Below are 21,451 nucleotides of genomic sequence, written 5' to 3'. Positions count from 1 at the left end.
CTTGCCGCTCCCACCCGTGCGCCGGCGGACGGAGCAAGCGTGCAGTACGACTTCTCGGGTCAGTTCATCGAGGCCTGTGACTGCTTCCAACTCTGTCCCTGTTGGGTCGACGACGACCCGGATGAAGGCCACTGCGTCGGCCTCGTCGCCTGGCTGATCGAACGGGGCGAGATCGGCGGGGTCGAGGTCGACGGCCGCAAGGTCGTCGCGGTGACCGTCCACGGTGGAGGCCGCCGGACGTCGCCCGCCCGGACGGTCGTCCATCTGGAACCGAGACTGCCCCCGGGCCAGAAGTCCGTTCTGACGTGGGCGTTCGGCACTCCGGCCGCCGGCCGGACCGATCCACTGGCCGGTCTGATGCGCGTCACCGGTGACATCGCCGTCGTCGTCGACGACGAGAGGATCACCATCGACACGCTCTCCGAGCCGTGGACGGTGACCGTCGGAGACGGTGCCTCGGCGCCCGTGCGGGCCACGGGTGAGGGACTGCGGTTCGACGGCGGGCCCGACCCGCTCACCGTCGACCACTCCGCGCTGCACCACGAGCTCGGAATCGGCGAACCGGCGCAGGCACAACGGACGACCGACCTCCGCCTCACCGTCCCGGCCCTGGCCGGCGGCACCCTGGAGGTGCGTGCCCGTTCCGGCATGCGCGGGTCGTTCACGTACAGCAGCTCCTGAGGACACCGCGGTGACGACGACGCGGGTTCCCGGCACGTCCCGCGCCCCCGGCCCCGTGGTGGTGACGGTTCTCGCACTCGCCGCGGCGGCCTGGATCGCACTGGTGGCGACCCACGGCTCGTCGGAGTCCGGGCACGCGGCGCACGGTGGGCGCGGTGCGGCGACGGAGCTGGCCGGCTGGGCGCTGATGGTCGTCGCGATGATGCTGCCGCCCGCGCTGCCGCTGGCCGGCGTCCTGTCCAGGCTGGTCGCGGGCCGGGCCGGCGCGTGGCGGTATCCGGTGGTCGCGCTCTGCGCGTTCGTCGGGGTGTGGGTCGCGGCGGGCGCCGTCCTGGTGTCCGGAGCCGCGGGCGTCGGCCTGCTCGTGAGCCGGGTCCTGCCCGGCGCCGAGGTCCGGGCGGCCGGGGTCGTCGTCGTGCTCGCGGGTCTGTACCAGTTCACGCCGCTGAGGAACGCCTGCCTGACCGCGTGCCGGTCGCCGCGCTGGTTCGCGATGCGGTTCTGGGGCGGTCGCGGTCCGGCCTGCGACTCCGCCGCACTCGGGGTCGCCTACGGCGTGTCCTGCGTGGGCTGCTGCTGGGCGTTGATGGCGCTCTGCCTCACGACCGGTGCGTTCGCGCTGCCGGTGATGGTCGCGCTGGCCGTGGTGATGGCGGCCGAGCGGCTCGTGCAGGGCGGCGCGTCCGTCGCCCGCGGCACCGGCGTCGTCCTCGTCGTGCTCGGTGTCCTGCTGCTCACCGACCTGTTCCCGTTCGCCCTCGTCCGTCCGCTGATCGGTGCCTGACGCGCCAGGAGGTTCCCGTGCCCGAACGCCGTCGCTACGAGATCACGGCACTGGAGTTCCCGATCGTCTACACCGGCGACGGTGACCACGACCGCAACGGCCTGCTGTACACCCCGGACGCGTTCGTACCGCTGCTGAAGTGGGCGCGCGACCGCTGGCGCGCCGACGACGAGTGGCTGCCCGAGGCGCACCGGCGCGACCAGCTGATCGGCCTGCTGCTCGACGGTCGACGGCGCTACGACGTGATGGCGGCGATCCTCCGGTCCCGGGCGGCCGAGGACTTCACCGAGGTCCTGGCCTACCGGGGGCCTGCTCCCGGACCGGAGGCCGGGGAGGAGGAGCCCGACCTCGGCGTCGACCCGCGCAGACGGGAGGTCGAGCAGAACTTCCGGGCGACCGTGAACGAGCTGGCCGCCGTACTCGACGAGCTGACGAACGGCGCGATCCGCACGGTGCCCGCTCTGTTTCCCCCGGGCTGGACAGAACGTTGGAGGTCCGCACGGGCCGTTCTCCGGGATGCGATCGACCGCCGCCTCCGCGAGATCGACAAGGAATGGGTCCGCGACCGCCCCGGGCTCGCCCGCCGTAGCGGCCTGACCGAGTCCGATGTGGACCGCCTGCTGCTCAACGACGTCGTCGATCCGGACGGGGTCGGCGTTCGGTACGACCGGGTCAACCCGCTCCGGCCGTTGCCGTTGGTCCGCCCGCTGGTGCTGCGCGCCCGCCTCGGCGAGCACGTGGAGGTGCGGCTGCGCAACGAGACCGGACGGCCGCGGGTCGGTCTGCACCGCCAGGGCGCCGGCCTGATGCGCGGTATCCGGAAGGACGACGGGGCACGGGTCGGGCGCAACCCGGACTCCACCGCGACCCGCGAGAACCCCTACACCTACCAGTGGGCCGCCGACACCGAGGGTGTCTGGCCGATCAACGATCTCGCGGACGTCCGCGGCACCGAGGACGGCACGAACGTGCACGGCCTGTTCGGCGCGTTCGTCGTCGAGCCGGCGGCCACGTGGTGGCGGGACCCGGAGACCGGGCGCGACGTCACCGACAGCCCGCTCGGCACCGCGTCCGACGTGGACGTGATCCCGCGGACCCTCCCGTCGGAGCTCGGCGACTTCGTCGACTTCGCCTCGGACGGCGACCTCGTCCGGCCGCACCGCGAGTTCACGATCTTCATCCACGACGAGCCGGAGGTACACAGCGCGCTGCACATCGGCGGCGGCGAGCACACGGTCATGCCGCTGAACTACCGCGCCGAGCCGATGCCGAACCGGCTGCCGCACAAGATGCGCGAGTTCGACGCACGTACGCGGAACCGGCCGGTCGGGCACGCGGGCATCGACGACCGTCACGCGGACACCCCCATCGAGCTGCGCGCCGTCCAGCGCCGGATCGACCGCGCGACGCTCGCGGAGGAGTTCTGGGTCGGACGCCGGGATGACGGATCCTTCGTCGAGCGCGTCGCGGGCGAGGAGCAGCACCACAGCTCGTGGCTGTTCGGCGACCCGGTCACCCCGATCCTGCGCGCCTATCGCGGTGACCCGTGCCGCGTCCGGCTCGTGCACGCGGGCATCAAGGAGACGCACGTGTTCCACCTGCACGTGCACCAGTGGCGGGCCGTCGCGACCGATACGGCGCCGCCGAGCACGTGGAACCCGCGGCGCGGCTCCCAGCTGCTCGACTCGATCACGATCGGCCCGCAGACCGGGTTCACGATCGATCCGCTCTACGGTTCCGGCAGCCGCCAGCACCTGTTCGGCGACGTGATCTGGCACTGCCACCTCTACCCGCACTTCCACCACGGCATGTGGGGCCTGTGGCGCAGCCTGGACGAGGTGGTCGACGAGCCGACCCGACTCCCGGACGGCACGCCGTGCGCGCCGCTGGTCCCACTCCCCGGCCGGGCGCCGGAGAACGCGCCCGAGCCGGGACACCCGTCGTTCCCCTCCCGCGGTGAACGCGTCGGTTTCCCGTGGTTCATCGACGCCGGGTTCCCGCAGAAGTCACCGCCGCCACCCGCGGCGACGCCGGACCAGGTGGGCGGGCGGCGGAGGTTGCTCGACCTGCCGGACGCATCGCGCAGCGAGGTCGCTGCCTTCGCACCCGGCGCGGAAGCCCGTCCCGGTGCGCCGTTCATCGACCTCGACGGACTGTCGGCACGGTGGAACGCGGACGCGGCACTGCCCGTCGCAGGCCGCCTGCTCAGCTACGACGTCGTCGTCCGGCACCGCCGCGTCGACTACAACACCATCGGGTGGCACGACCGCAGGGGCCACTTCTACGAGCTCTTCGGCGTGAGCGTCACCGAGGACGGGCGGACCCGCCGACGTCCCCTCGCCGGCTCCGCGGAGCGGCGCGAGCCGTTCTTCGTGCGCGCGAACCACGGCGACGTCGTCGAACTCCGGTTGCACAACGACCTCGGCACGGTCGGCCCCGATCACTTCGACCCCACCCAGCTTCCCGTCGAATGTGGACTGCACGTCCACCTCGTCAAGTTCGACGTGCTCGCCGCCGACGGGTCCGCGACCGGATGGAACTACCTGTCCGGAGCGAGCTGCCGGGAAGCGGTGCGCGAGGCCCGTCCCGGCGCGCTGCCCGCCAGGGTCGGCCTGCACCGCTGGGTCGTCGACGAGGAGTTCGGGCCCTGCTTCTTCCACGACCACCTGCTCGCGAACTACCGGCAGAAGCACGGTCTGTTCGCCGCGCTCATCGCGGAACCGCCCGGTTCGACGTGGACGTCACCTCGGTCGGCGGCGACGGCGTGGTCCGGTTCGGAAGCGGTCGTGGCCGGCGCCGCGAACGGCGTGGAACCGTTCCGGGAAGCCGGGCTGGGCGTCGGGGACTTCGTTCCGCTGTACGACGGCGACGACGAGCCGTTGAACCCACCCGGCGAGCTGGGCGGCGACGACGATCCCGGCGTGATGGCCGTCAACTACCGCAACGCGCCACTGACCGCTCGGGGCCCCGACCCGTCGCAGTGGTTCGCCACCGACGACCGGCGCCGGGATCGCGACCGGGTGGAGCGCGACGACGAGGCGTCCTGGCTGCGCGATCCGGACACCCCGATCATCGAGGCGCACCCCGGCGAACGGCTGCGGATCCGGCTGATCCAGGGATCACACGAGGAGCAGCACAGCTTCGTCACGCACGGGCTGCGCTGGCGGCGCGACTGGGGCAATCCGCGATCGACGCTGGTCAACCAGCAGACGCTCGGCATCTCCGAGGCGTTCACGCTGCACATGGGCGAGGCCGACACGCCGTTCGGCCTCGGGGACCACCTCTGGCGGTTCAGCGCGATGGACGACCTCTGGCTGGGCTGCTGGGGGCTCGTGCGCGTGCTGCCCGACGGCCAGGGTCCGCCTCGGATCGAGGGCACCGTCGCGCCGAGGCCCCGCAAGCGGCCAGCGACGCCGGACCGGGACTGGGTGGTGCGCGCGCGGCGAGTCGAGCACGAGTACGACGGCCACCGGCTCACCGACCCGTTCGGCCTCGTCTACGAGGTGGTCCGCGGCGACATCGCGTCGCCGTATCGGGACGATCCCTCGGGAGGCTGGCTCGTCTCCGGCGGCGACCGCCCCGGCAGGCCGGAGCCGCTCGTGCTGCGCTGCGCGCCCGGCGAATGGGTGCGGATCCGGCTGCTGAACGAGGTCCTGCTGCCCCGCGCCGAGCAGCGCCCCGACAACAGCGACGAGTGGGTCGGTCCGTTCGAGGACCCGCTCCTGCCGCGCTTCGGGCCCGAACCGGATCCGCCGCCCCTGCCGCTGAACCCGGAGCGCCGGACCGTGTCCCCGCGGGTCTCGCTGCACCCGTCGCTGCTGCTCTACGACGTGACCACGGACGACGGCGCGTACGTCGGTTCCAACCGGAACTCGACGGTGCGACCGTTACCGGTCGGCGACGACCACGGGCACGGAGCCGACGACGGCGCCGTGGTCGACGGCGCGGGCCACGGCCACGAGCGTGGCAACTGGCGGGAGTACTGGTGGTACGCCGACGAGGCTCTCGGCGAGGGCGACGGTCAGGTCTGCTACCTGCACGACATGGCGGACGTCCGCAACCACCGCCACCACGGTCTGGTCGGCGCGATCGTCGTCGAACCGCGGGGCTGGGTGCCGGAGCACGACAGCGGCGCCCACACGACCATCCGGTGGTGGGGCCGGACCCGCGACGAGCATGTCCTGTTCTGGCAGGACGGCCTGCGGCACTACGTGTACGGCGATCTGACCGCACCGGTGCGGGACGTCGAACCGGGCGACGATCCGGAGGACGCCGGGCAGAAGGGCGTTTCGTACCGGACCGCGCCGGTCCATCCCCGCGACCAGCTCTCCGACCCGGGCCCGTCGACGCCGGCCTGGACCGCACCGCGTGGCGATCTCGTGCTGCGCCTGGTCGGCGCCTGCGACAAGCCGCGCAACCACACGTTCACCGTGCACGGTGCGCAGTGGACAGCGGCGCCGTGGGTCGACGGATCGCCGCAGGTGGGAGCACTGTCCGGGCTGACGGCGGACGTCGTGCACGACATCGTGCCGATCCTCGCGGACCCACCCGGTGACCACGCGTACCGCAGCGGAGCGTTCCGCTGGTCGGTGTCGCACGGCATGCGCGGGATCATCCGGCGGAGCTGACGGCCTGCTCTCCACCCCCGGGTGGAGGGCGCGGTTCCACCCGGGATCGCCGTCCGGGCCGACGCCGCTGAGGGGGTCGGCGGGCGATCGTCGTCGCCATGGACATCGCCACCATCCTCATCACCGTCGCCGTCGTCGGTTTCGTGCTCTACAAGCAGTTCACCGGCCAGTTCGTCCGGACCGGCGGCCGCGAGACCGTCCTCCCGTTCGTGCTGATCGGGGTCGGCGTGCTGACCGTCGCCTCCGTGCACCCGCCGGTCACGGCGCTCGGGGTCGCGCTGCTCGCCGTCGAGCTGGTGCTGGCCGTCGGGCTCGGCGTGGCGCGCGGTCTCGCGTTCCGCCTGGAGACGCGCGACGGCTGGCTGTACCGCCGCGGCTCGGTCGCGCTGCTGGTCGCGTGGGTCGCGACGATCGTGGTCCGCGTCGGCGCCGAGGTGCTCGGCGGCGGCACCGGGGCGGCCGCCCTGATCGCGACGTCGTCGGCGCTCGTCCTCGGGGCCAGCCTGGCCGTGCAGGGCATGGTGCTGCGGCGCCGGGTCGCCGCCGACGGTCGCCCCCTGCGCCCGACGGACGGCCGCCGCACCGCCCGGGCCTCGGCCTGATCGGCCCGGCCCCCGATCTGTGTCATCGTGAAACCGTGAGCACCGAGCAGCCGACGAGCCGGGTGGCACCGGTCGGCGACCGCTCGGTGCTGTTCGGCGTGCCGAGGCGGATCATCGGGCTGCTCTGGCTCCCGATCGTGCTGGCCCTGATCTTCCTCGGGCAGGGCCAGCAGGTCAGTCCGTGGTGGCTCTACCTCGGACTCGTGCCCGCCGTCGCCGGCTGGCTGGTGTTCTCGCTGCGCCCCGACCCGTCGCCCCGGCTGGCCGGGATCACCGTCGCCGCACTGGCCGCGGGCGGGCTGGCCCTGCTGTCCGGGTCCGACGGGTGGACGACGGCCGCGGCGTTCCCGCTGCTGGCGGCGTTCGTGTCCGGGATCCGGCTCCCGACCCGGGTGGCAGGCGTGTTCGCCGCGGTGATCGCCGTCGCGACCGTGCTGGTCGTCGGGCCGTACTCCTCGCTATGGGATCCGGTGCTCGTCGCGGGCAGCGTCGTGATCCTGCTGATGTTCGGGGTGGCCCGCCGCGACGCGATGCGGCGTACCGAGGAGCACGAGCAGTCGCTCGTCGCGGACGCGCGGGCCCGCGAGGAGCACGCCAGGGCCGACGCGATCGCGGACCGCGCCCGGGTCGCCCGGGACGTGCACGACGTGCTGGCACACTCGCTGTCCGCGCTCGCCGTGCAGCTCCAGGGCGCGCGCCTGATGGCGATCCGGGACGGCGCGGCCGAGGACACGGTCGCCCAGATCGAGCGGGCACAGCGGTTGACCAGCGACGGGATCGCCGAGGCCCGACGGGCGGTGCGTGCGCTGCGCGAGGGTCCTGCCCCGGTCGACGTCGCGGGGGAGCTGCGGGAGCTGGCCGGGGCGCACCCGGACGCGACCGTCGACGTGGACCCGGCGCTGCGGCTCGGCGCCCGGGAGGGCGAGACGGTGCTGCGCACCGCGCAGGAGGCGCTGAGCAACGCCCGCAAGCACGCGCCGGGCGCCCCGGTGACCGTGCGCCTGCACCGGGACGGCGACGTGGTCGCGCTGGAGGTCGTCGACGTCACGCACGAACCGCCTGCGACGTCCGACGGGTCCGGATCCGGCCTGACCGGCATGGCGGAGCGGGCGGCGCTGGTCGGTGCGGCGCTGGACGTCGGTCCGACCGACGACGGGTGGCGGGTCGCGCTGCGGGTACCGGACCGGGAGAGGATCGAACCGTGAGCGAGCGTGCGAGCTCACCATCGGACACAGCCGTGCCGCGACCGCGGCCGACGAGCGCCGGCGAGGAGGGCCCGTGAGCGACCTTCGCGTCGTGCTGGCCGACGACCAGCGCATCGTCCGCGACGGGCTGGCGACCGTGCTGGGACTGCTGCCCGACATCGAGGTCGTCGGCACCGCCTCCGGCGGCGACCAGGCCGTCGCGCTCGTCGCCGAGCTGGCCCCGGACGTGCTGCTCACGGACCTGCGCATGCCCGACGGTGACGGCGTGTCGGCCACCGCGAGGGTGCGCTCCGCGCATCCCGGCACCGCCGTCGTCGTCCTCACGACGTACGTCGACGACGAGTCCGTGGTGGACGCGCTGCGCGCGGGTGCAGCCGGCTGGCTGTCCAAGGACGCCGACGCGGAGGCGATCGGCCGGGCACTGCGCTCGGCAGCCGACGGAGTGTCCACGGTGGACGCCGGGGTGCTGGCCCGGCTCGTCGAGCAGCGGTCGTCCGGCGCGGCGGGCCCGGCCGGACCACCACCGGACGGACTGACCCAGCGCGAGGTCGAGGTGCTGGCGCTGATCGCCGACGGGCTGTCCAACACCGAGATCGCCCGACGGCTGGTGGTCGGCGAGGCGACCGTGAAGACGCACGTCAACCACCTGTTCGCCAAGGCGGGCCTGCGCGACCGCGCCCAGGCCGTCGGGTACGCCTACCGCCACGGCCTGACCGGGCGCGGCTGAGCACACCCCGCCCCGCCCCGCACGCCGACGCGCCGCTCCGGATCGAGTGGTGGGTTCGGGCGCTTCCGGGCGCCCGAACGTCACGCTCGACCGTTCCGCGGGATCGAGTGGCGGGTTCGGGCGGCGCGGACCGCCGGAACGTCACACTCGGCGCTCCGCGCGGGATCGGGTGACGGGTCCGGGGCGCTCGGCCCGGGACGGGCGGGCCCGGCTCAGCAACCGGGGCGGCGCGACGCGAGCGCGTGCCGGACCCGATCGGCGACCGCCTCCGGGTCCGCGAGCACCTCGTGGGCGGACGGGCGGAGCACCGTCCACCCGCGACGGGCGATGTGGGCCTGGCGCTCGAGGTCGTAGCGGGCCTGCGCCGGCTCGCGGTGGTGCTCGCCGTCGTACTCCACCGCCAGCATGGCTGCGGGGTAGGCCAGGTCGAGGCGGTAACGCCCGAGCGGGAACTGCAGCTCGGTGCACGGCAGTCCGCCGTCGAGCAGGGCCAGGCGGATGCGGGTCTCCATCGGCGACTCGGCGCGCCCGTCCGCGAGCGCGACGAGACCGGGAAGGCGGGAGAGCCCGCGCACGCCCGGATGGCGCTCCGCGAGCGCGAGGACGTCGGCCGGGCTGATCCGGCAGTGGCACGCCAGCGCGTCGAGCGCCACGACGGCCTCGATCCGCGGCTCGCGGCGGGCGAGGTCGAAGGCCGTCCGGACCGGGGAGGTCGTGTCGACGGTGCGTCCGGGCAGAGGCCGCCACCGTCCGCGCCGGTCGCGAACCCGGACCGGGACGTCGCGCACGATCTCGGCCTCGGGGACGGCGTCGCGATGCACGATCAGGCCGGCGCGCGTCCGACGCTGCCGCTCCGGCAGGACGACCTCGGCGGGTGCACTGGCCGGGGCGCAGTCCGCGCCGAGCATCTCGGCGGCCGAGTACCCGGCGAGGGCACCGGTTCCGCGGACGACCAGGAACGCGGCCTCGCTGCGCAGCGCGAACGAGTCCGGGACGTCCGCCGCCACGGCGATGCCCCGGAACGGCGACCGGTATCCCGGCCCTTTCAGAACCGCCGGGGTGACGGCGCCGGCCGCGATCGCCTCGGAACCCACGAACGGTCGTCGGGAGATGTCCATGCCCTTGGACGTGACAGACACCCCATTCGGTTCCATCGAATTTCGGCCGCCTCGCCCGAACGACGCACTCGACGGATCGAGTGGTCGGTTCCGGCGACGCGGACCGCCGGAACGTCACACTCGGTTCCCCCGGACGCGTCGGGTGTGACGTGGGGGCGGCGTCGATAGGGTCCGCCCGTGCGTCTCGTGCTCGCCTCCGCCTCCCCCGCCCGTCTCGGCGTCCTGCGCTCGGCCGGGATCGATCCGCTCGTCGCGGTGTCCGAGGTGGACGAGGACGCGCTGCTGGCGGCGCACGCGGACGAGGCGCCCGAGAAGAAGGTGACGCTGCTGGCGTCGGCGAAGGCGACGACCGTGGCCCGCCGCGTCGGCGACACACATCCGGACGCGCTCGTCGTCGGCTGCGACTCGATGCTGTTCCTCGACGGCGCGCTGGCCGGCAAGCCCGGCGACCCGGACACCGCGCGGGAGCGCTGGACGGCGATGGCCGGGCGGACCGGCGAGCTGGTCACCGGGCACGCGGTGCTGCGACTGGCGGGTGGCGAGATCGACCGGGTCGCGGAGGGGCACGCGGTCACCGGGGTGCGCTTCGCCGAGCCGACCCCGGACGAGCTGGAGGCGTACATCGCCACCGGGGAGCCGCTGAACGTCGCGGGGGCGTTCACGCTGGACGGGCGCGGTGGATGGTTCGTCGAGGGGATCGACGGCGACCCGTCGAACGTGATCGGGATCAGCCTGCCGTTGCTGCGACGGCTGCTCGGCGGTGTCGGTGTGTCCCCAGTCGAGCTGTGGACGGGCGGATGATCCGATGAGCTCCGGACCGTCGGCCCCGCCCCGAGGGTGACACGTCCGACATCCCGATCCGAGCGACCGTCCGGGGCCGGGACTACCCTCGCGCGCATGGCTGTCGCCCCCGATCCGGACCCGAAGCTGGCCGAGTACGCGCACCCGGAGCGCCTGGTCACCACGGCGTGGCTGGCCGAGCGCCTCGACGAGCGGGACATCGCCGTCGTCGAGTCCGATGAGGACGTGCTGCTCTACGAGACCGGCCACATCCCGGGCGCTGTGAAGGTCGACTGGCACACCGAGCTGAACGACCCGGTCACCCGTGACTACGTGGATCCGAAGCGCTTCGCCGAGATCATGGGCGAGCGCGGCATCGGCCGGGACACGACGATCGTGGTCTACGGGGACAGGAACAACTGGTGGGCCGCCTACGCCCTGTGGGTGTTCTCGCTGTTCGGCCACCCCGACGTCCGGCTGCTCGACGGTGGTCGCGCCAAGTGGGAGGCGGAGGGCCGGGAGATGACGACCGGCACGCCGTCGCCCGCCGCCGTCGACTACCCGGTCGTCGAGCGCGACGACACGACGATCCGCGCGTTCAAGGACGACGTGCTCGCGCACCTCGGCAAGCCGCTGGTCGACGTGCGCTCGCCGCAGGAGTACACGGGCGAGAAGCTGCACATGCCGGACTACCCGCAGGAGGGCGCCGTGCGCGGCGGCCACATCCCGGGTGCGGCGAGCGTGCCGTGGGCCCGCGCGGCCGCCGAGGACGGCACGTTCAAACCGCGCGCCGAGCTCTCGGCCATCTACGAGCAGGAGCAGGGGCTCTCGCCGTCCGACGACGTCGTCGCCTACTGCCGGATCGGTGAGCGCTCCAGCCACACGTGGTTCGTGCTGACGCACCTGCTCGGCTTCGACACCGTCCGGAACTACGACGGCTCGTGGACGGAGTGGGGCAACGCCGTGCGCGTGCCGATCGTGCAGGGCGAGGAGCGCGGGTCCGCGTGAGTCTCCCTCCGCAGCTCGCCGAGATCGTCGACGACTTCTCGTCGGTCGGGCCCAAGGACCGGCTGCAGCTGCTGCTCGAGCTGTCCCAGGAGCTGCCCGACCTGCCGGAGCGCTACGCCGACGCGGCGGACTCGATGGAGCAGGTGCACGAGTGCCAGTCCCCGCTGTTCCTCAAGGTCGAGGTCGGCGACGGGGACGGGCGCCCGGTGCACCTGTTCTTCTCGGCACCGAAGGAGGCGCCGACGACCCGCGGGTTCGCCGGGATCATGTGGACCGGGCTGGACGGCGAGCCCGCGCAGACCGTGCTCGACGTGCCGGACGACTTCTACACCGACCTCGGGCTCGCCGAGGCCGTGAGCCCGCTGCGGCTGCGCGGCATCGCGGCGATGCTCGCCCGGATCAAGAACCAGGTCCGGCGCGAGATCGCGGCCTGAGACCGGGTACCGCGAACCCTAAGGTTGCCTCAAGCACGGGAGCCCTCCCGTCGCGGACGCCGCACACTGTGATCTGTCGAACACACGACACGAAACGGGGTGGTGGGGATGGGTCCGAACGAGACCTGGGGGATCTCCGGTTCCACGTTCCTGGTGATCTACATCGTGCTGGCGGTCGTCGTACTGGGGGTGGCGATCTCCATCCGGCGTTCGTTGCGGTCCGGACGCCCGGTGAGCGCCGACGGTCTGCAGTCGCGCCCGGAGGACGTCGCGTACCTGAACGGCGGGCCGGACCTCGCCGTGTACGCGGCGCTGTCGTCCATGCACGTCGAGGGCAGCATCGCGACGTCCGGGCCGTCCGCGGTCGGCATCGTGCACTCGGTCGGCACGGCGCGACAGGCCAGTCCGCTGCAGAACGCGATCCACGGTGCGGCCGCGCGGCCGACGCCGAGGCGCACACTGCCCGTCGAACCCCGGGTGGCGGCGGCACTGGCCGAGATCCGGGACCGGCTGGAGCGCGCCGGGCTGTACCTGACCGAGGAGCAGCGACGGTCCTACCGGCGGCCGGCGTTCCTGATGCTCGCGGTGCTGGCGTTCGGCATCGTCCGGGCGATCGCGGGCGTCTCCAACGGGCGCCCGGTCGGCTTCCTGTCGTTCCTGCTGTTCGTGGTGGCTGGCGCGACGCTGATCCTGTTCGCCCGGGTCCCGCTCCGGACGGCGGCCGGTGACACGGCGCTCGCGGCGCAGCGTCAGCGGCACACGGCGCTCTCGCCGTCGATGCGACCGGACTGGGGTGCGGTCGGCGCGGGCGGCGCGGCGCTGTCGGTCGGCGTGTTCGGCGTCGGCGCGCTGCTGGCCGCCCAGCCGGCGTTCGCCGAGGAACTGGAAGCGCAGAAGAGCGCGGCGATGGGTGGCGGTGGCGGCGGGTTCTTCTCCGGCGACGGCGGTGGGGGCGGCGGCGACGGAGGCGGCGGTGGCGGTTGTGGTGGCGGCGGCTGTGGTGGAGGGGGCTGCGGCGGCTGAGCCCGACCGGTACCGATGGGGGGCGGTGCTCCCGCGGTCCGCACCCGATCCGACTCCGGTGCCCAGCCGCGGGGGCACCGGTGCATCTCGGCGTCGGCGTGTACCGGCGTCGGTGTGGCCAGGGAGGGGTGACGATGGCCGACGGACCGCACGGGACGGGCGCAGGCTGGCGGCCGGAGATCGCCGCCGTGCTGGATGCCGCCGACGAGCTCGGGTTCGTCGAGGTGATCGCCGAGTCGGTGCGTCCGGACGACCTGCCCGCCCCGCTGCTGGGGCACGCCCGTCGCGGAGCGGTGATCCCGCACGGGGTGCGGCTGTCGCTCGGCGGCACGGAACCGGTGGACGGCCGGCGGGTCTCGCACCTGGCCGCCTGCGCGGAGGCCGTGGACGCGCCGCTGGTCAGCGAGCACGTGTCGTTCGTCCGGGCCGGTGGGCGGGAGGCCGGGCACCTGTTGCCGCTGCCGCGCACCCGGGATGCGCTCGACGTGCTCGCGGCGAACATCGCGCGGGTGCGCACCGAGGTCGACGTGCCGATCGCCGTCGAACCGATCGCGGCCCTGTTCGACTGGCCGGAGGACGAGTTCGACGAGGCCGGGTTCCTCACCCGCCTGCTCGACCGGACCGGCGCGCTGCTGCTGCTCGACGTCGCGAACGTGCACGCGAACGCCCGCAACCGGGGCCGTGACCCGCGGGAGGTGCTCGACGCGCTGCCCCTGGACCGGGTCGCGTACTGCCATGTCGCGGGCGGCGCCGACCACGACGGCTTCTACCACGACACGCACACCGACCCGACGCCGGACGAGGTGCTCGACCTGCTCGCGCACGTCGTGGACCGGCACCCCGGGCTGCCGGTAATGCTGGAGCGGGACGGGCGCTACCCGCCCGCCGCCGAGCTGCGGGCGGAACTGGCCGCCATCGCCCGGGTCGCCGGGCACGCCCCGCCCCCGGCCGACCGCCCTGCGTCCCCGGCCGACCGCACCGCGCCGCCGACGGACCGCGCCGCTTCCCAAACCGACCGCCCTGCTCCGGTGTCCCGCCGCACCCCACCCGCCGGTGCCGCACCCCCTACCGGCGTGCCGCACCCGTCGCAACCGGTGCGACACGCCGAGAAGGGGTGCGCGGCCCCGCACACCGGCACCGTGAGCGAGTCGGCCGACACGGCCGGGCGGCAGGCCGCGCTCGTGGACGCCCTGGTCGCGGACGGTCCGGATCCGGACGGTGTCGACGCCCGACGGCTCGCCGCGACCCGGGCCGCGCTGCTGCGCAAGCGCGCCGGACTGGCGGCGAAGGAGTGGCCGCGGCTCGCCGCTGCGCTGGGCGACGGTTGGCAGCGGACGTTCGCGGACCGGTTCGCCGGCATCCCACCGACCGACGCTCTGCGGGAGGGTTGGGACCTCGCGCGGGAGCTGCGCGGGCGCGGGGAGCTGCCGGCCGGAGCCGTCGCGGAGCTGGACGAACGGGAGGCCACGCTGCGCTACGACGGGCGCACCCCGCCCACGCGGCGTGCCCGGCTGGTCGCCGCGGCACGCCGGCGGCTCGCCCGGTCGTGACGCTCGCCTCCCCCGGCGTTGCCTTTACCACATCTCCCATCGGGAACTTCTCGATCCACCACTCCTAGACTGCCCGGTAACCCTGCGCCGGTGCACCGGGCCGGCGACACGACCACGAGGAGAGTTCCACCGTGCCCGCACTGAGCAAGGTCCTCGTCGCCAACCGCGGAGAGATCGCCGTCCGGGTGATCCGCGCCGCCAAGGACGCGGGCCTCGCCAGCGTCGCGGTGTACGCGGACCCCGATCGCGACGCGATGTTCGTCCGGCTGGCCGACGAGGCGTTCGCGTTGGGCGGCTCCACCGCCGCCGACTCCTACCTCGACTTCGACAAGGTCATCGGCGCCGCCAAGCAGGCGGGCGCCGACTCGATCCACCCGGGCTACGGCTTCCTGTCCGAGAACGCCGACTTCGCGCAGGCCGTGATCGACGCCGGGATCATCTGGATCGGCCCGTCGCCGCAGTCGATCCGCGACCTCGGCGACAAGGTCACCGCCCGGCACATCGCCACCCGCGCCGGCGCGCCGCTCGTGCCCGGCACGAACGATCCGGTGTCCGGCGCGGACGAGGTGATCGAGTTCGCGAAGGAGAACGGCCTGCCGGTCGCCATCAAGGCGGCGTTCGGCGGCGGCGGCCGCGGCATGAAGGTCGCCCGCGAGGAGTCCGAGATCGCCGAGCTGTACGAGTCGGCGGTCCGCGAGGCGACCGCGGCGTTCGGACGAGGCGAGTGCTTCGTCGAGCGGTACCTGGACCGTCCCCGCCACGTCGAGACGCAGGTGCTGGCCGACCAGCACGGCAACGTCGTCGTCGTCGGGACGCGGGACTGCTCGCTGCAGCGCCGGTTCCAGAAGCTCGTCGAGGAGGCCCCGGCGCCGTTCCTGACCGAGGAGCAGACGGCGACGCTGTACGACGCGTCGAAGGCGATCTGCAAGGAGGCCGGCTACTACGGGGCCGGCACCGTCGAGTTCCTGGTCGGCGAGGACGGGCTGATCACGTTCCTCGAGGTCAACACGCGGCTGCAGGTCGAGCACCCGGTGTCCGAGGAGACGACCGGGCTGGACCTGGTGCGCCAGCAGTTCGTGATCGCCGAGGGCGGCGAGCTGGAGATCGACGGCGACCCGGAGCCGCGCGGCCACGCGATCGAGTTCCGGATCAACGGCGAGGACACCGGTCGTAACTTCCTGCCCGCGCCGGGCACCGTGTCCAAGGTCTGGTACCCGTCCGGGCCGGGCGTCCGGATGGACGCCGGGGTCGAGGACGGCTCGGTGATCGGCGGGCAGTTCGACTCGCTGCTGGCCAAGCTGATCGTCCGCGGCGCCGACCGCCGTCAGGCGCTGGAGCGCTCGCGCCGCGCGCTCGACGAGTTCCAGGTCGAGGGCATGGCCACGGTGCTGGACTTCCACCGGCTCGTGGTCCGCGACCCGGCGTTCACCGCAGAGACCGGCGACGACTTCGCCGTGCACACCCGGTGGATCGAGACCGAGTGGGACAACACCGTCCCGCCGTTCGAGGGCGGCGAGGGCGCGGACGAGGACAGCTCGGAACGCCAGACCGTCGTCGTCGAGGTCGGGGGACGACGGCTGGAGGTCTCGCTGCCCGGTGACCTCGCGCTCGGCGGTGGCGGCGGGAACGGAGCGGCCAAGGCCGCCGCCCCGCGCAAGCGCGGCTCCCGCGGCGGCGGCGCGAAGGCCTCCGGCGACGCGGTCACCGCGCCGATGCAGGGCACGATCATCAAGGTCGCGGTCTCCGACGGCGACACCGTCTCGGCCGGCGACCTGATCGTCGTGCTCGAGGCGATGAAGATGGAGAACCCGGTGACGGCGACGAAGGACGGCACCGTGACCGGCCTGAACGCCGAGCAGGGGTCGTCGATCTCGCAGGGCACCGTGATCTGCGAGATCAAGGACTGAGCGCGCAGCGGAGCGGAGCCGCGCGTAAGCACTGCCCACCTCGAGCTACTCGCAGGCGACGCCGTCGCCGTCGCCGTCGAGCTCACGGCTGTAGCCGGGGTCGCCCGCGTAGAGCGGTGCGGCCCCGGCCGCCGTCGCGGAGGCACAGTCGGCGTGGACGACCTTCGGGGGTCCGGACGGGAGCGTCGTGTAGCAGCGGCGGCCGTCGCGGTCCAGCGCGCGCAGGCTGTCCAGGTAGGCCGGCGACGCGTCGTTGAAGCCCCGGTAGGCGGCCGTGTGTCCACGCTGGACCATGTACGACCCGAGATCACCGACGCCGGGGACCTCGACGTAGCGCAGCAGACGGCCGTCGCGGTCGACGTCCTCGCGTCCGGACGGCTCGCGCCGCAACGTGACGGTGGCGCCGTCCAGCACACGCGCGGCGTCGTCGCGGGCGGCCGGGCCCGCGTCGGTGCGCATCTCGCACGAGTCCGCGGCGAGCACCCGCACGACGCCGCCGCCCTCGATCACGAACGAGTCGCCCTCCCCGACCTCGACGACCGTCGCGGTCCGGTCCATCTGCCCCGGCGGCGATACGTCGGCGGCGGTCTGCCCCGGGAGCGTCGGAGCGGAGGCCGACAGCAGGCCGGTCGCGTACGCACCGCCGCCGAGCAGGAGGAGGACTGCGGTTCCGGCGACCGGGATCAGCCAGGCCCGCCGACGGCGGAGTCGGTGTCGTCCGGTCATGAACCCAGAGATCGCGATCGCCGCCCGCATTGTTACGTCGCGCAGCTTGTTGCGCACCCTGCGTAACGAACACCCCGATCCGGTGACGCACCGCGCAGGCACTGTCCACACAACGTGTCACAGGCTGTGGACAACGCGTTGACGGGGGACCGGCCGCCGCTTACCGTTCTCGATCGCCAGGTACGAACCACTGCCTCGCACCGCACTGAACAACTGCACAGCGACGCAGTGACCACCCGTGTGTCCGATCCACGGGGCCCGGTTCATTCCGCCACGCGGGACGACCGCGCCGCGGATCCGCTCGTCACGTCGGCACAGCCACGCCGCGAGCACGTCATCGACTCCTTCGACGACTCAGGATCCGTCATGCCCCCCACCCTCGTGGAGGGGTTGTCGCATTACGTGACCACCCACATCCACACCGACGGCCCGATCCCGGGCCCGCACTCCCTGCTCACCCTGGCCTCGACCGCGTTCACCGCGGACGGGGCCCCGATCGGTACGTTCACCGCGAACCTCCGGGAACTGCCCGGTGCCGGCCTGCACCCGACCTCGCTGAGCGACTGGCGCAGCCGGGCCGAGGACTGGCTCAGCACCCGGCGGGCGACCCGCCCGCCCGCAACGGTCGCGACCGCCTACGCCGCCTGGATCTCCGATCTCGGTGGCCGGCCGGCGTTCGTCACCGGACCGGACGAACCGGACCACCTGTTCTGCTACTGGTACCTGCAGCGATTCACCGGGTCGTGGCCGTTCGTGGCCACCGTCCCGGCATCGCAGCTGGACGCCCGGTTCCGCACGGTCGGACTCTGCACCCTCTCCGGCTGCCGGGACGAGACGCTCGTCCTGGCCGCCTCCTGAGGCGTTCGACGCTCGACGCCCCCGCTGTTCCGGATCGCGACCGGAGCGGTCGGGGGCGTCGTCGTGTCCGGGCGGCGTCCGGTTCGCGATCGCAACGGATCCGGGCGCGATCCGGGTCCGGAGGCCTTCCCCGGCCCTACCGTGACGACGTCCGTCACTGCCCGGAGGGGATTCATGCCCGACTCGCCCGCCCCCGACCTGCGCGTCGATCCGCACGAGCTGCCCCGCCTGCGGTCCGCCGTCGACGCGGCGCTCGAACGGGTCGACGCCTCGCTGCGCACGCTCGAGTCGAACGCCCGGCTACCCCGGCCGTGGCTCGGGGACCCGGTCAGCGCGCGCGCCGCGGCCGACTACGCGCGGGGCAGTACCGACGGGCCGTCGGCCGCGGTCGCGGCCCTGCGCGCCTACCGCGACGAGCTCGTCCGGGTCCGGGACTCGATGGGGGCGTCCGGACGGACGTACGCCGGGACGGAGGATGCGGTGGCGTCCTCGTTCGGGTCCGCCCGATGACCGGGCCGGCCGGTGACGAACCGCGTTGGGAGGGACTGACCCACCAGGAGATCCACCGGATGGTCGCCGACGGTCCGGGCGGCCAGGGATCGACCGCCGCCGAGCAGGCCTGGCGCGGGGCGGCCGACGCGCTCGCGATGCTGCGGCAGGATCTCGGCGCGCGGGCGGGCTCGCTCCCGGCCGGCTGGGAGGGCACGGCCGCGGACGGGGCGCAGGGCGGGCTGACCCGGCTCGCGTCCTGGACCGGCTCCGCCGCGGACGGTGCGAAGCGCACCGCGGACGGACTCGGCGAGCAGGCCGGGCTCGCCGCCGAGCTGCGCACCCGGATGCCACCGCCGTCCGAGCCGGGGCCACCGGACGTCGCCCCGACCGGGCAGGCCCTGCTCTCCGACTGGGCCGCGTCCGACGTCTCCGCGACGAACGGGGCGCAGCGTGCGGCGGAGCTGATGACGCGCTACGGCGAGGACAGCCTCGTGGTCGCCGCGTCGTTCGGTGGCTGCCCGTCGCCGCCCGTCGTCGTCGCCGTCGGCGGGGCGGTCGCGGGTGCCCCTGGCGAGGCCGGTTCCGCGCCGCAGGCTGCGGATCCTCCTGCGGCGCAGACGTCCGGGACGACCGCCGCCGGTGCGGTCGCGGGCGGCGCCACCGGTCTCGCCGGTGCGGCCGGGCGGGGTGGCGGTTCCGGCTCGGCGCCGGCCTCCGGTGATGCGGTCCGTCCGACCGGTCCTCAGGCGTCCCCGGCCGGATCGACGCCGTCGGCCGGACCGTCCACATCGGCCTCTGCCGCACCGGGGAGTGGTGCACCGGGTGCAGGCAGCTCCGGGCCGGATGCCTCGGTCCGTCCGGGAAGCGCGCCCGGTGCGCAGGGCGGCACTCCGCCCCCGGCCGCGACGGCGGGGTCCGGATCTCCGGGTACGGCCGGGTCGTCCGGGACGAACGGAGCCGGGTCCGCCGCCGCACCGGGTGTGCGCACGTCCGGCGCGCAGCACCGGCCGCCGTCCGGCCGTCATCTGACGAGTGGCCAGCGCGGTCGGTCCGGGACCGGTACCAACAGCCGCCGCGAGCGGGGAGGCACCACCGGCGACGGAACCACCGCCACGACACAGGCGTCCGGAGCCGACGGGACCGACCGGTCCGGGTCGGCGCAGTCCGGCACCGGGTCGTCCGGGCCGGGAAGCGGCACCGGCGCGGGTGGGGCCGGCTCGTCGGCCCTCGCGGCACCGTCCGGGGCCTCGGCGGTCACGGCTACCGGTGGACACGGTCACGCGGCGATCCACGGCGACCCCGGCACCGCGGGGGCGATGGGGCACGCGACCGGGTCGGGCACCGGCGGGTCGGGCACCAGCGGGACCGGTTCGGCCGGCGGGACCGGAGCCGGCGCAGGCGCAGGAGGGTCCGGCCCGGGCGGGGTCGGCGCGGGCGGATCCGGCAGCGGCACGACCGGCGGCACCGCTCCGAGCGGCGGCGGACCCGGCGGGACCCCGTCGGCGGGTGGCGCACCCGGCGGCGCTGTCGCAGCGGGCGGCGCCCCGAACGGCGGCACCGCACCCGGCGCGGCTGCGGCACACGTCGCCGTTCCCGGAAGCCCCACGACGGGTGCCGGCTGGACGGTCGGGACACCCGGCGGCCACACCGCAGCGGCCCCGGATCCGTCAGCCCTCGGCGCGGGGCAGCACGGGCTCCTGCCCGGCCACGCGGCGGCAGGCGGGCAGGCGGGCCACGTCCCACCCACCGGAACGGTCCCGCCCGCCGGCGCGGCGGCAGGTCCCGGCTCGCCGACAGGGTCCGGGCCCGGACTCCCGCCCGGCATGCCGATGCCCGTCGGCGCGGCGGCCGCGGGGACGCCCGCACACGCGGCGGGCCATTCCGGCGTCACGCTCGGACAGTCCTCCGGCCCCGGTCCCTCTGGCGACCCGGACCGGGTGCCTGCGTGGCGGATGATCGTCGACCAGCACGCCGTCGAGAACCCGGACGACACGTCGTGGGCCGACGTCCCGGACGCCGTCGACCCGCCTGCGCCGGCGGAGCTGCCGTCCGGTCTGTCGGCCGCCCCTGCCGTGCTGCGCCCGGAGGACCCGTGGCGGCACCGTGCCTGAGCAGCCGCGGGTCGCGACGTTCCCGGCCACCCCGGTCCACCACGTACTCACCGAGGCCGAGTTCGACGTGCTGTGGGACGAGCTGCGTCTGGGACCGACCCCGGTCGTGCTGCGCCTGCCGTCGCCGGGCCGCACCCGGGCCGAGCGGGCCCGGATCGTCGCGGCCGGACGGGACGGCCTGCGCCGCCGCGGGCTGGCCGACCTCACGGGCCCGGCGCCCGGACCGGCCCGTCTGCTCGGCCTGCTCGCCGCGCCCCGTCGGCAGCTCGAGCTGCGCGGCTGGTTCGGACGACCGGTGCGGGCTCTCGCCGCGGAACGCGACGGCGACGGCGCGCTGGCCGTACGCCGCGACGGCCGGGTCGAGCTGCACGCGGCGGGCACGCCCGCCTACGCCGTCCGCACCACGATGCCGGACCGCGCCGCAGGACGCGGACGCGCGGTGTCGCTGCCGACCGACGTGCTGGCGGACGTCGTCGCCACCACCGACGGCCGACCCGCCCCGGACGGCGTCGTCACCGGACCGTCCACCCGGGACACGCTGTCGCCGGAGGACACGGCCCTGGTCGCGCGGCTGGTCGGAGGGTCCGGCGGCCGGGCGCAGGTCGCGGCCGTCGTCCACGACCGCTGGGGCAGCCCGCACCGGCCGCTGTCGCACCTGACCGTGCTGGACACCCCGGTCGGCCGCTACCGCCTCACCCGTTCCGTCGCGGGCGACGGGACCGACTGGTCGACGCTCGCCCCGGTCGACGACCGCGGCCTGCACGCCCTGCTGACCGACCTGCTCGACGACGCCGACGCTGAGATCGCGCGGACCTGA

General features: G+C 74.5%; 18 protein-coding genes. 16 read left to right on the top strand and 2 right to left on the bottom strand.

What is annotated here, in order from left to right; genetic code table 11:
• Positions 1–39 precede the first annotated feature (39 nt).
• The 6 genes from EV378_RS35465 to EV378_RS22115 all read left to right on the top strand — a co-directional run bounded on the left by EV378_RS35465 (position 40) and on the right by EV378_RS22115 (position 8,627).
• Positions 40–681, top strand: a complete 642-nt coding sequence (locus EV378_RS35465; protein WP_165922423.1) for a DUF1326 domain-containing protein — start codon at positions 40–42, stop codon at positions 679–681.
• 10 nt (positions 682–691) lie between these two features.
• Positions 692–1,465 (top strand): DUF2182 domain-containing protein, encoded by a 774-nt coding sequence (locus EV378_RS22135; RefSeq protein ID WP_132429274.1) that lies wholly within the window; start codon positions 692–694, stop codon positions 1,463–1,465.
• A gap of 17 nt (positions 1,466–1,482) precedes the next feature.
• Positions 1,483–6,093: a multicopper oxidase domain-containing protein gene (locus tag EV378_RS22130; RefSeq protein ID WP_132429272.1), complete on the top strand. Its 4,611-nt coding sequence runs from the start codon at positions 1,483–1,485 to the stop codon at positions 6,091–6,093.
• A 98-nt stretch (positions 6,094–6,191) separates the two neighbouring features.
• A complete protein-coding gene (locus tag EV378_RS22125; protein ID WP_132429270.1) occupies positions 6,192–6,695 on the top strand; it encodes a DUF1453 family protein in 504 nt (167 codons plus the stop codon).
• A 35-nt stretch (positions 6,696–6,730) separates the two neighbouring features.
• Entirely contained in the window at positions 6,731–7,900 is a 1,170-nt protein-coding gene (locus tag EV378_RS22120; protein WP_132429268.1) for a sensor histidine kinase, read from the top strand.
• Positions 7,901–7,973: 73 nt separating this feature from the next.
• Positions 7,974–8,627, top strand: a complete 654-nt coding sequence (locus EV378_RS22115; RefSeq protein ID WP_132429266.1) for a response regulator — start codon at positions 7,974–7,976, stop codon at positions 8,625–8,627.
• Between the two features lie 212 nt (positions 8,628–8,839).
• Here EV378_RS22115 and EV378_RS22110 read toward each other — a convergent pair whose 3' ends face one another.
• A complete protein-coding gene (locus EV378_RS22110; protein WP_165922422.1) occupies positions 8,840–9,766 on the bottom strand; it encodes an endonuclease domain-containing protein in 927 nt (308 codons plus the stop codon).
• A gap of 156 nt (positions 9,767–9,922) precedes the next feature.
• Here EV378_RS22110 and EV378_RS22105 point away from each other — a divergent pair, with 156 nt between their 5' ends.
• The 6 genes from EV378_RS22105 to EV378_RS22080 all read left to right on the top strand — a co-directional run bounded on the left by EV378_RS22105 (position 9,923) and on the right by EV378_RS22080 (position 16,447).
• Positions 9,923–10,546: a Maf family protein gene (locus EV378_RS22105; protein WP_132429262.1), complete on the top strand. Its 624-nt coding sequence runs from the start codon at positions 9,923–9,925 to the stop codon at positions 10,544–10,546.
• Between the two features lie 96 nt (positions 10,547–10,642).
• A complete protein-coding gene (locus EV378_RS22100) occupies positions 10,643–11,533 on the top strand; it encodes a sulfurtransferase (RefSeq protein ID WP_132429260.1) in 891 nt (296 codons plus the stop codon).
• Positions 11,530–11,967, top strand: coding sequence for a SufE family protein (locus EV378_RS22095; RefSeq protein ID WP_132429258.1), 438 nt, complete (start codon positions 11,530–11,532; stop codon positions 11,965–11,967). Before EV378_RS22100 ends, EV378_RS22095 begins: the two co-directional genes overlap by 4 nt.
• Before the next feature lie 108 nt (positions 11,968–12,075).
• Positions 12,076–12,990: a TIGR04222 domain-containing membrane protein gene (locus EV378_RS22090; protein ID WP_132429256.1), complete on the top strand. Its 915-nt coding sequence runs from the start codon at positions 12,076–12,078 to the stop codon at positions 12,988–12,990.
• Positions 12,991–13,124: 134 nt separating this feature from the next.
• Positions 13,125–14,540 carry an MbnB/TglH/ChrH family RiPP precursor modification enzyme gene (locus EV378_RS36435; RefSeq protein ID WP_132429254.1) on the top strand — a complete coding sequence of 472 codons (1,416 nt, stop codon included), beginning with the start codon at positions 13,125–13,127 and terminating at the stop codon, positions 14,538–14,540.
• A gap of 131 nt (positions 14,541–14,671) precedes the next feature.
• Positions 14,672–16,447, top strand: coding sequence for an acetyl/propionyl/methylcrotonyl-CoA carboxylase subunit alpha (locus EV378_RS22080; protein WP_132429252.1), 1,776 nt, complete (start codon positions 14,672–14,674; stop codon positions 16,445–16,447).
• A 45-nt stretch (positions 16,448–16,492) separates the two neighbouring features.
• On the opposite strand, the gene EV378_RS35965 is transcribed toward EV378_RS22080, so the two are convergent.
• Positions 16,493–17,173 carry a thermonuclease family protein gene (locus tag EV378_RS35965; protein ID WP_243653698.1) on the bottom strand — a complete coding sequence of 227 codons (681 nt, stop codon included), beginning with the start codon at positions 17,171–17,173 and terminating at the stop codon, positions 16,493–16,495.
• 366 nt (positions 17,174–17,539) lie between these two features.
• Between EV378_RS35965 and EV378_RS22070 the strand changes: the two genes are divergently transcribed.
• The 4 genes from EV378_RS22070 to EV378_RS22055 all read left to right on the top strand — a co-directional run bounded on the left by EV378_RS22070 (position 17,540) and on the right by EV378_RS22055 (position 21,451).
• The gene (locus EV378_RS22070; protein WP_207908825.1) at positions 17,540–18,031 is read left to right on the top strand and encodes a hypothetical protein; all 492 of its coding nucleotides are present in this window, start codon (positions 17,540–17,542) and stop codon (positions 18,029–18,031) included.
• Between the two features lie 174 nt (positions 18,032–18,205).
• On the top strand, positions 18,206–18,541 hold the full coding sequence (locus tag EV378_RS22065; RefSeq protein ID WP_132429250.1) for a WXG100 family type VII secretion target: 336 nt from the start codon (positions 18,206–18,208) through the stop codon (positions 18,539–18,541).
• Complete coding sequence (locus EV378_RS22060) at positions 18,538–20,634, top strand: hypothetical protein (protein WP_132429248.1); 2,097 nt, start codon at positions 18,538–18,540, stop codon at positions 20,632–20,634. Before EV378_RS22065 ends, EV378_RS22060 begins: the two co-directional genes overlap by 4 nt.
• Complete coding sequence (locus tag EV378_RS22055; protein ID WP_165922421.1) at positions 20,627–21,451, top strand: ESX secretion-associated protein EspG; 825 nt, start codon at positions 20,627–20,629, stop codon at positions 21,449–21,451. Before EV378_RS22060 ends, EV378_RS22055 begins: the two co-directional genes overlap by 8 nt.

It is taken from the genome of Pseudonocardia endophytica (assembly GCF_004339565.1).
Lineage (GTDB): Bacteria > Actinomycetota > Actinomycetes > Mycobacteriales > Pseudonocardiaceae > Pseudonocardia > Pseudonocardia endophytica.
The sequence above is the reverse complement of the archived record's forward strand: the minus strand, read 5'-3'. Positions and strand labels throughout refer to the sequence as shown.

Bases quoted from the DNA above. Each gene is read 5' to 3' on its own strand.
- EV378_RS22125 (WP_132429270.1), top strand. From the start codon at position 6,192: ATGGACATCGCCACCATCCTCATCACCGTCGCCGTCGTCGGTTTCGTG.
- EV378_RS22100 (WP_132429260.1), top strand. From the start codon at position 10,643: ATGGCTGTCGCCCCCGATCCGGACCCGAAGCTGGCCGAGTACGCGCAC.
- EV378_RS22090 (WP_132429256.1), top strand. From the start codon at position 12,076: ATGGGTCCGAACGAGACCTGGGGGATCTCCGGTTCCACGTTCCTGGTG.
- EV378_RS36435 (WP_132429254.1), top strand. From the start codon at position 13,125: ATGGCCGACGGACCGCACGGGACGGGCGCAGGCTGGCGGCCGGAGATC.
- EV378_RS35965 (WP_243653698.1), bottom strand. From the start codon at position 17,173: ATGACCGGACGACACCGACTCCGCCGTCGGCGGGCCTGGCTGATCCCG.
- EV378_RS22070 (WP_207908825.1), top strand. From the start codon at position 17,540: ATGCCCCCCACCCTCGTGGAGGGGTTGTCGCATTACGTGACCACCCAC.
- EV378_RS22065 (WP_132429250.1), top strand. From the start codon at position 18,206: ATGCCCGACTCGCCCGCCCCCGACCTGCGCGTCGATCCGCACGAGCTG.
- EV378_RS22060 (WP_132429248.1), top strand. From the start codon at position 18,538: ATGACCGGGCCGGCCGGTGACGAACCGCGTTGGGAGGGACTGACCCAC.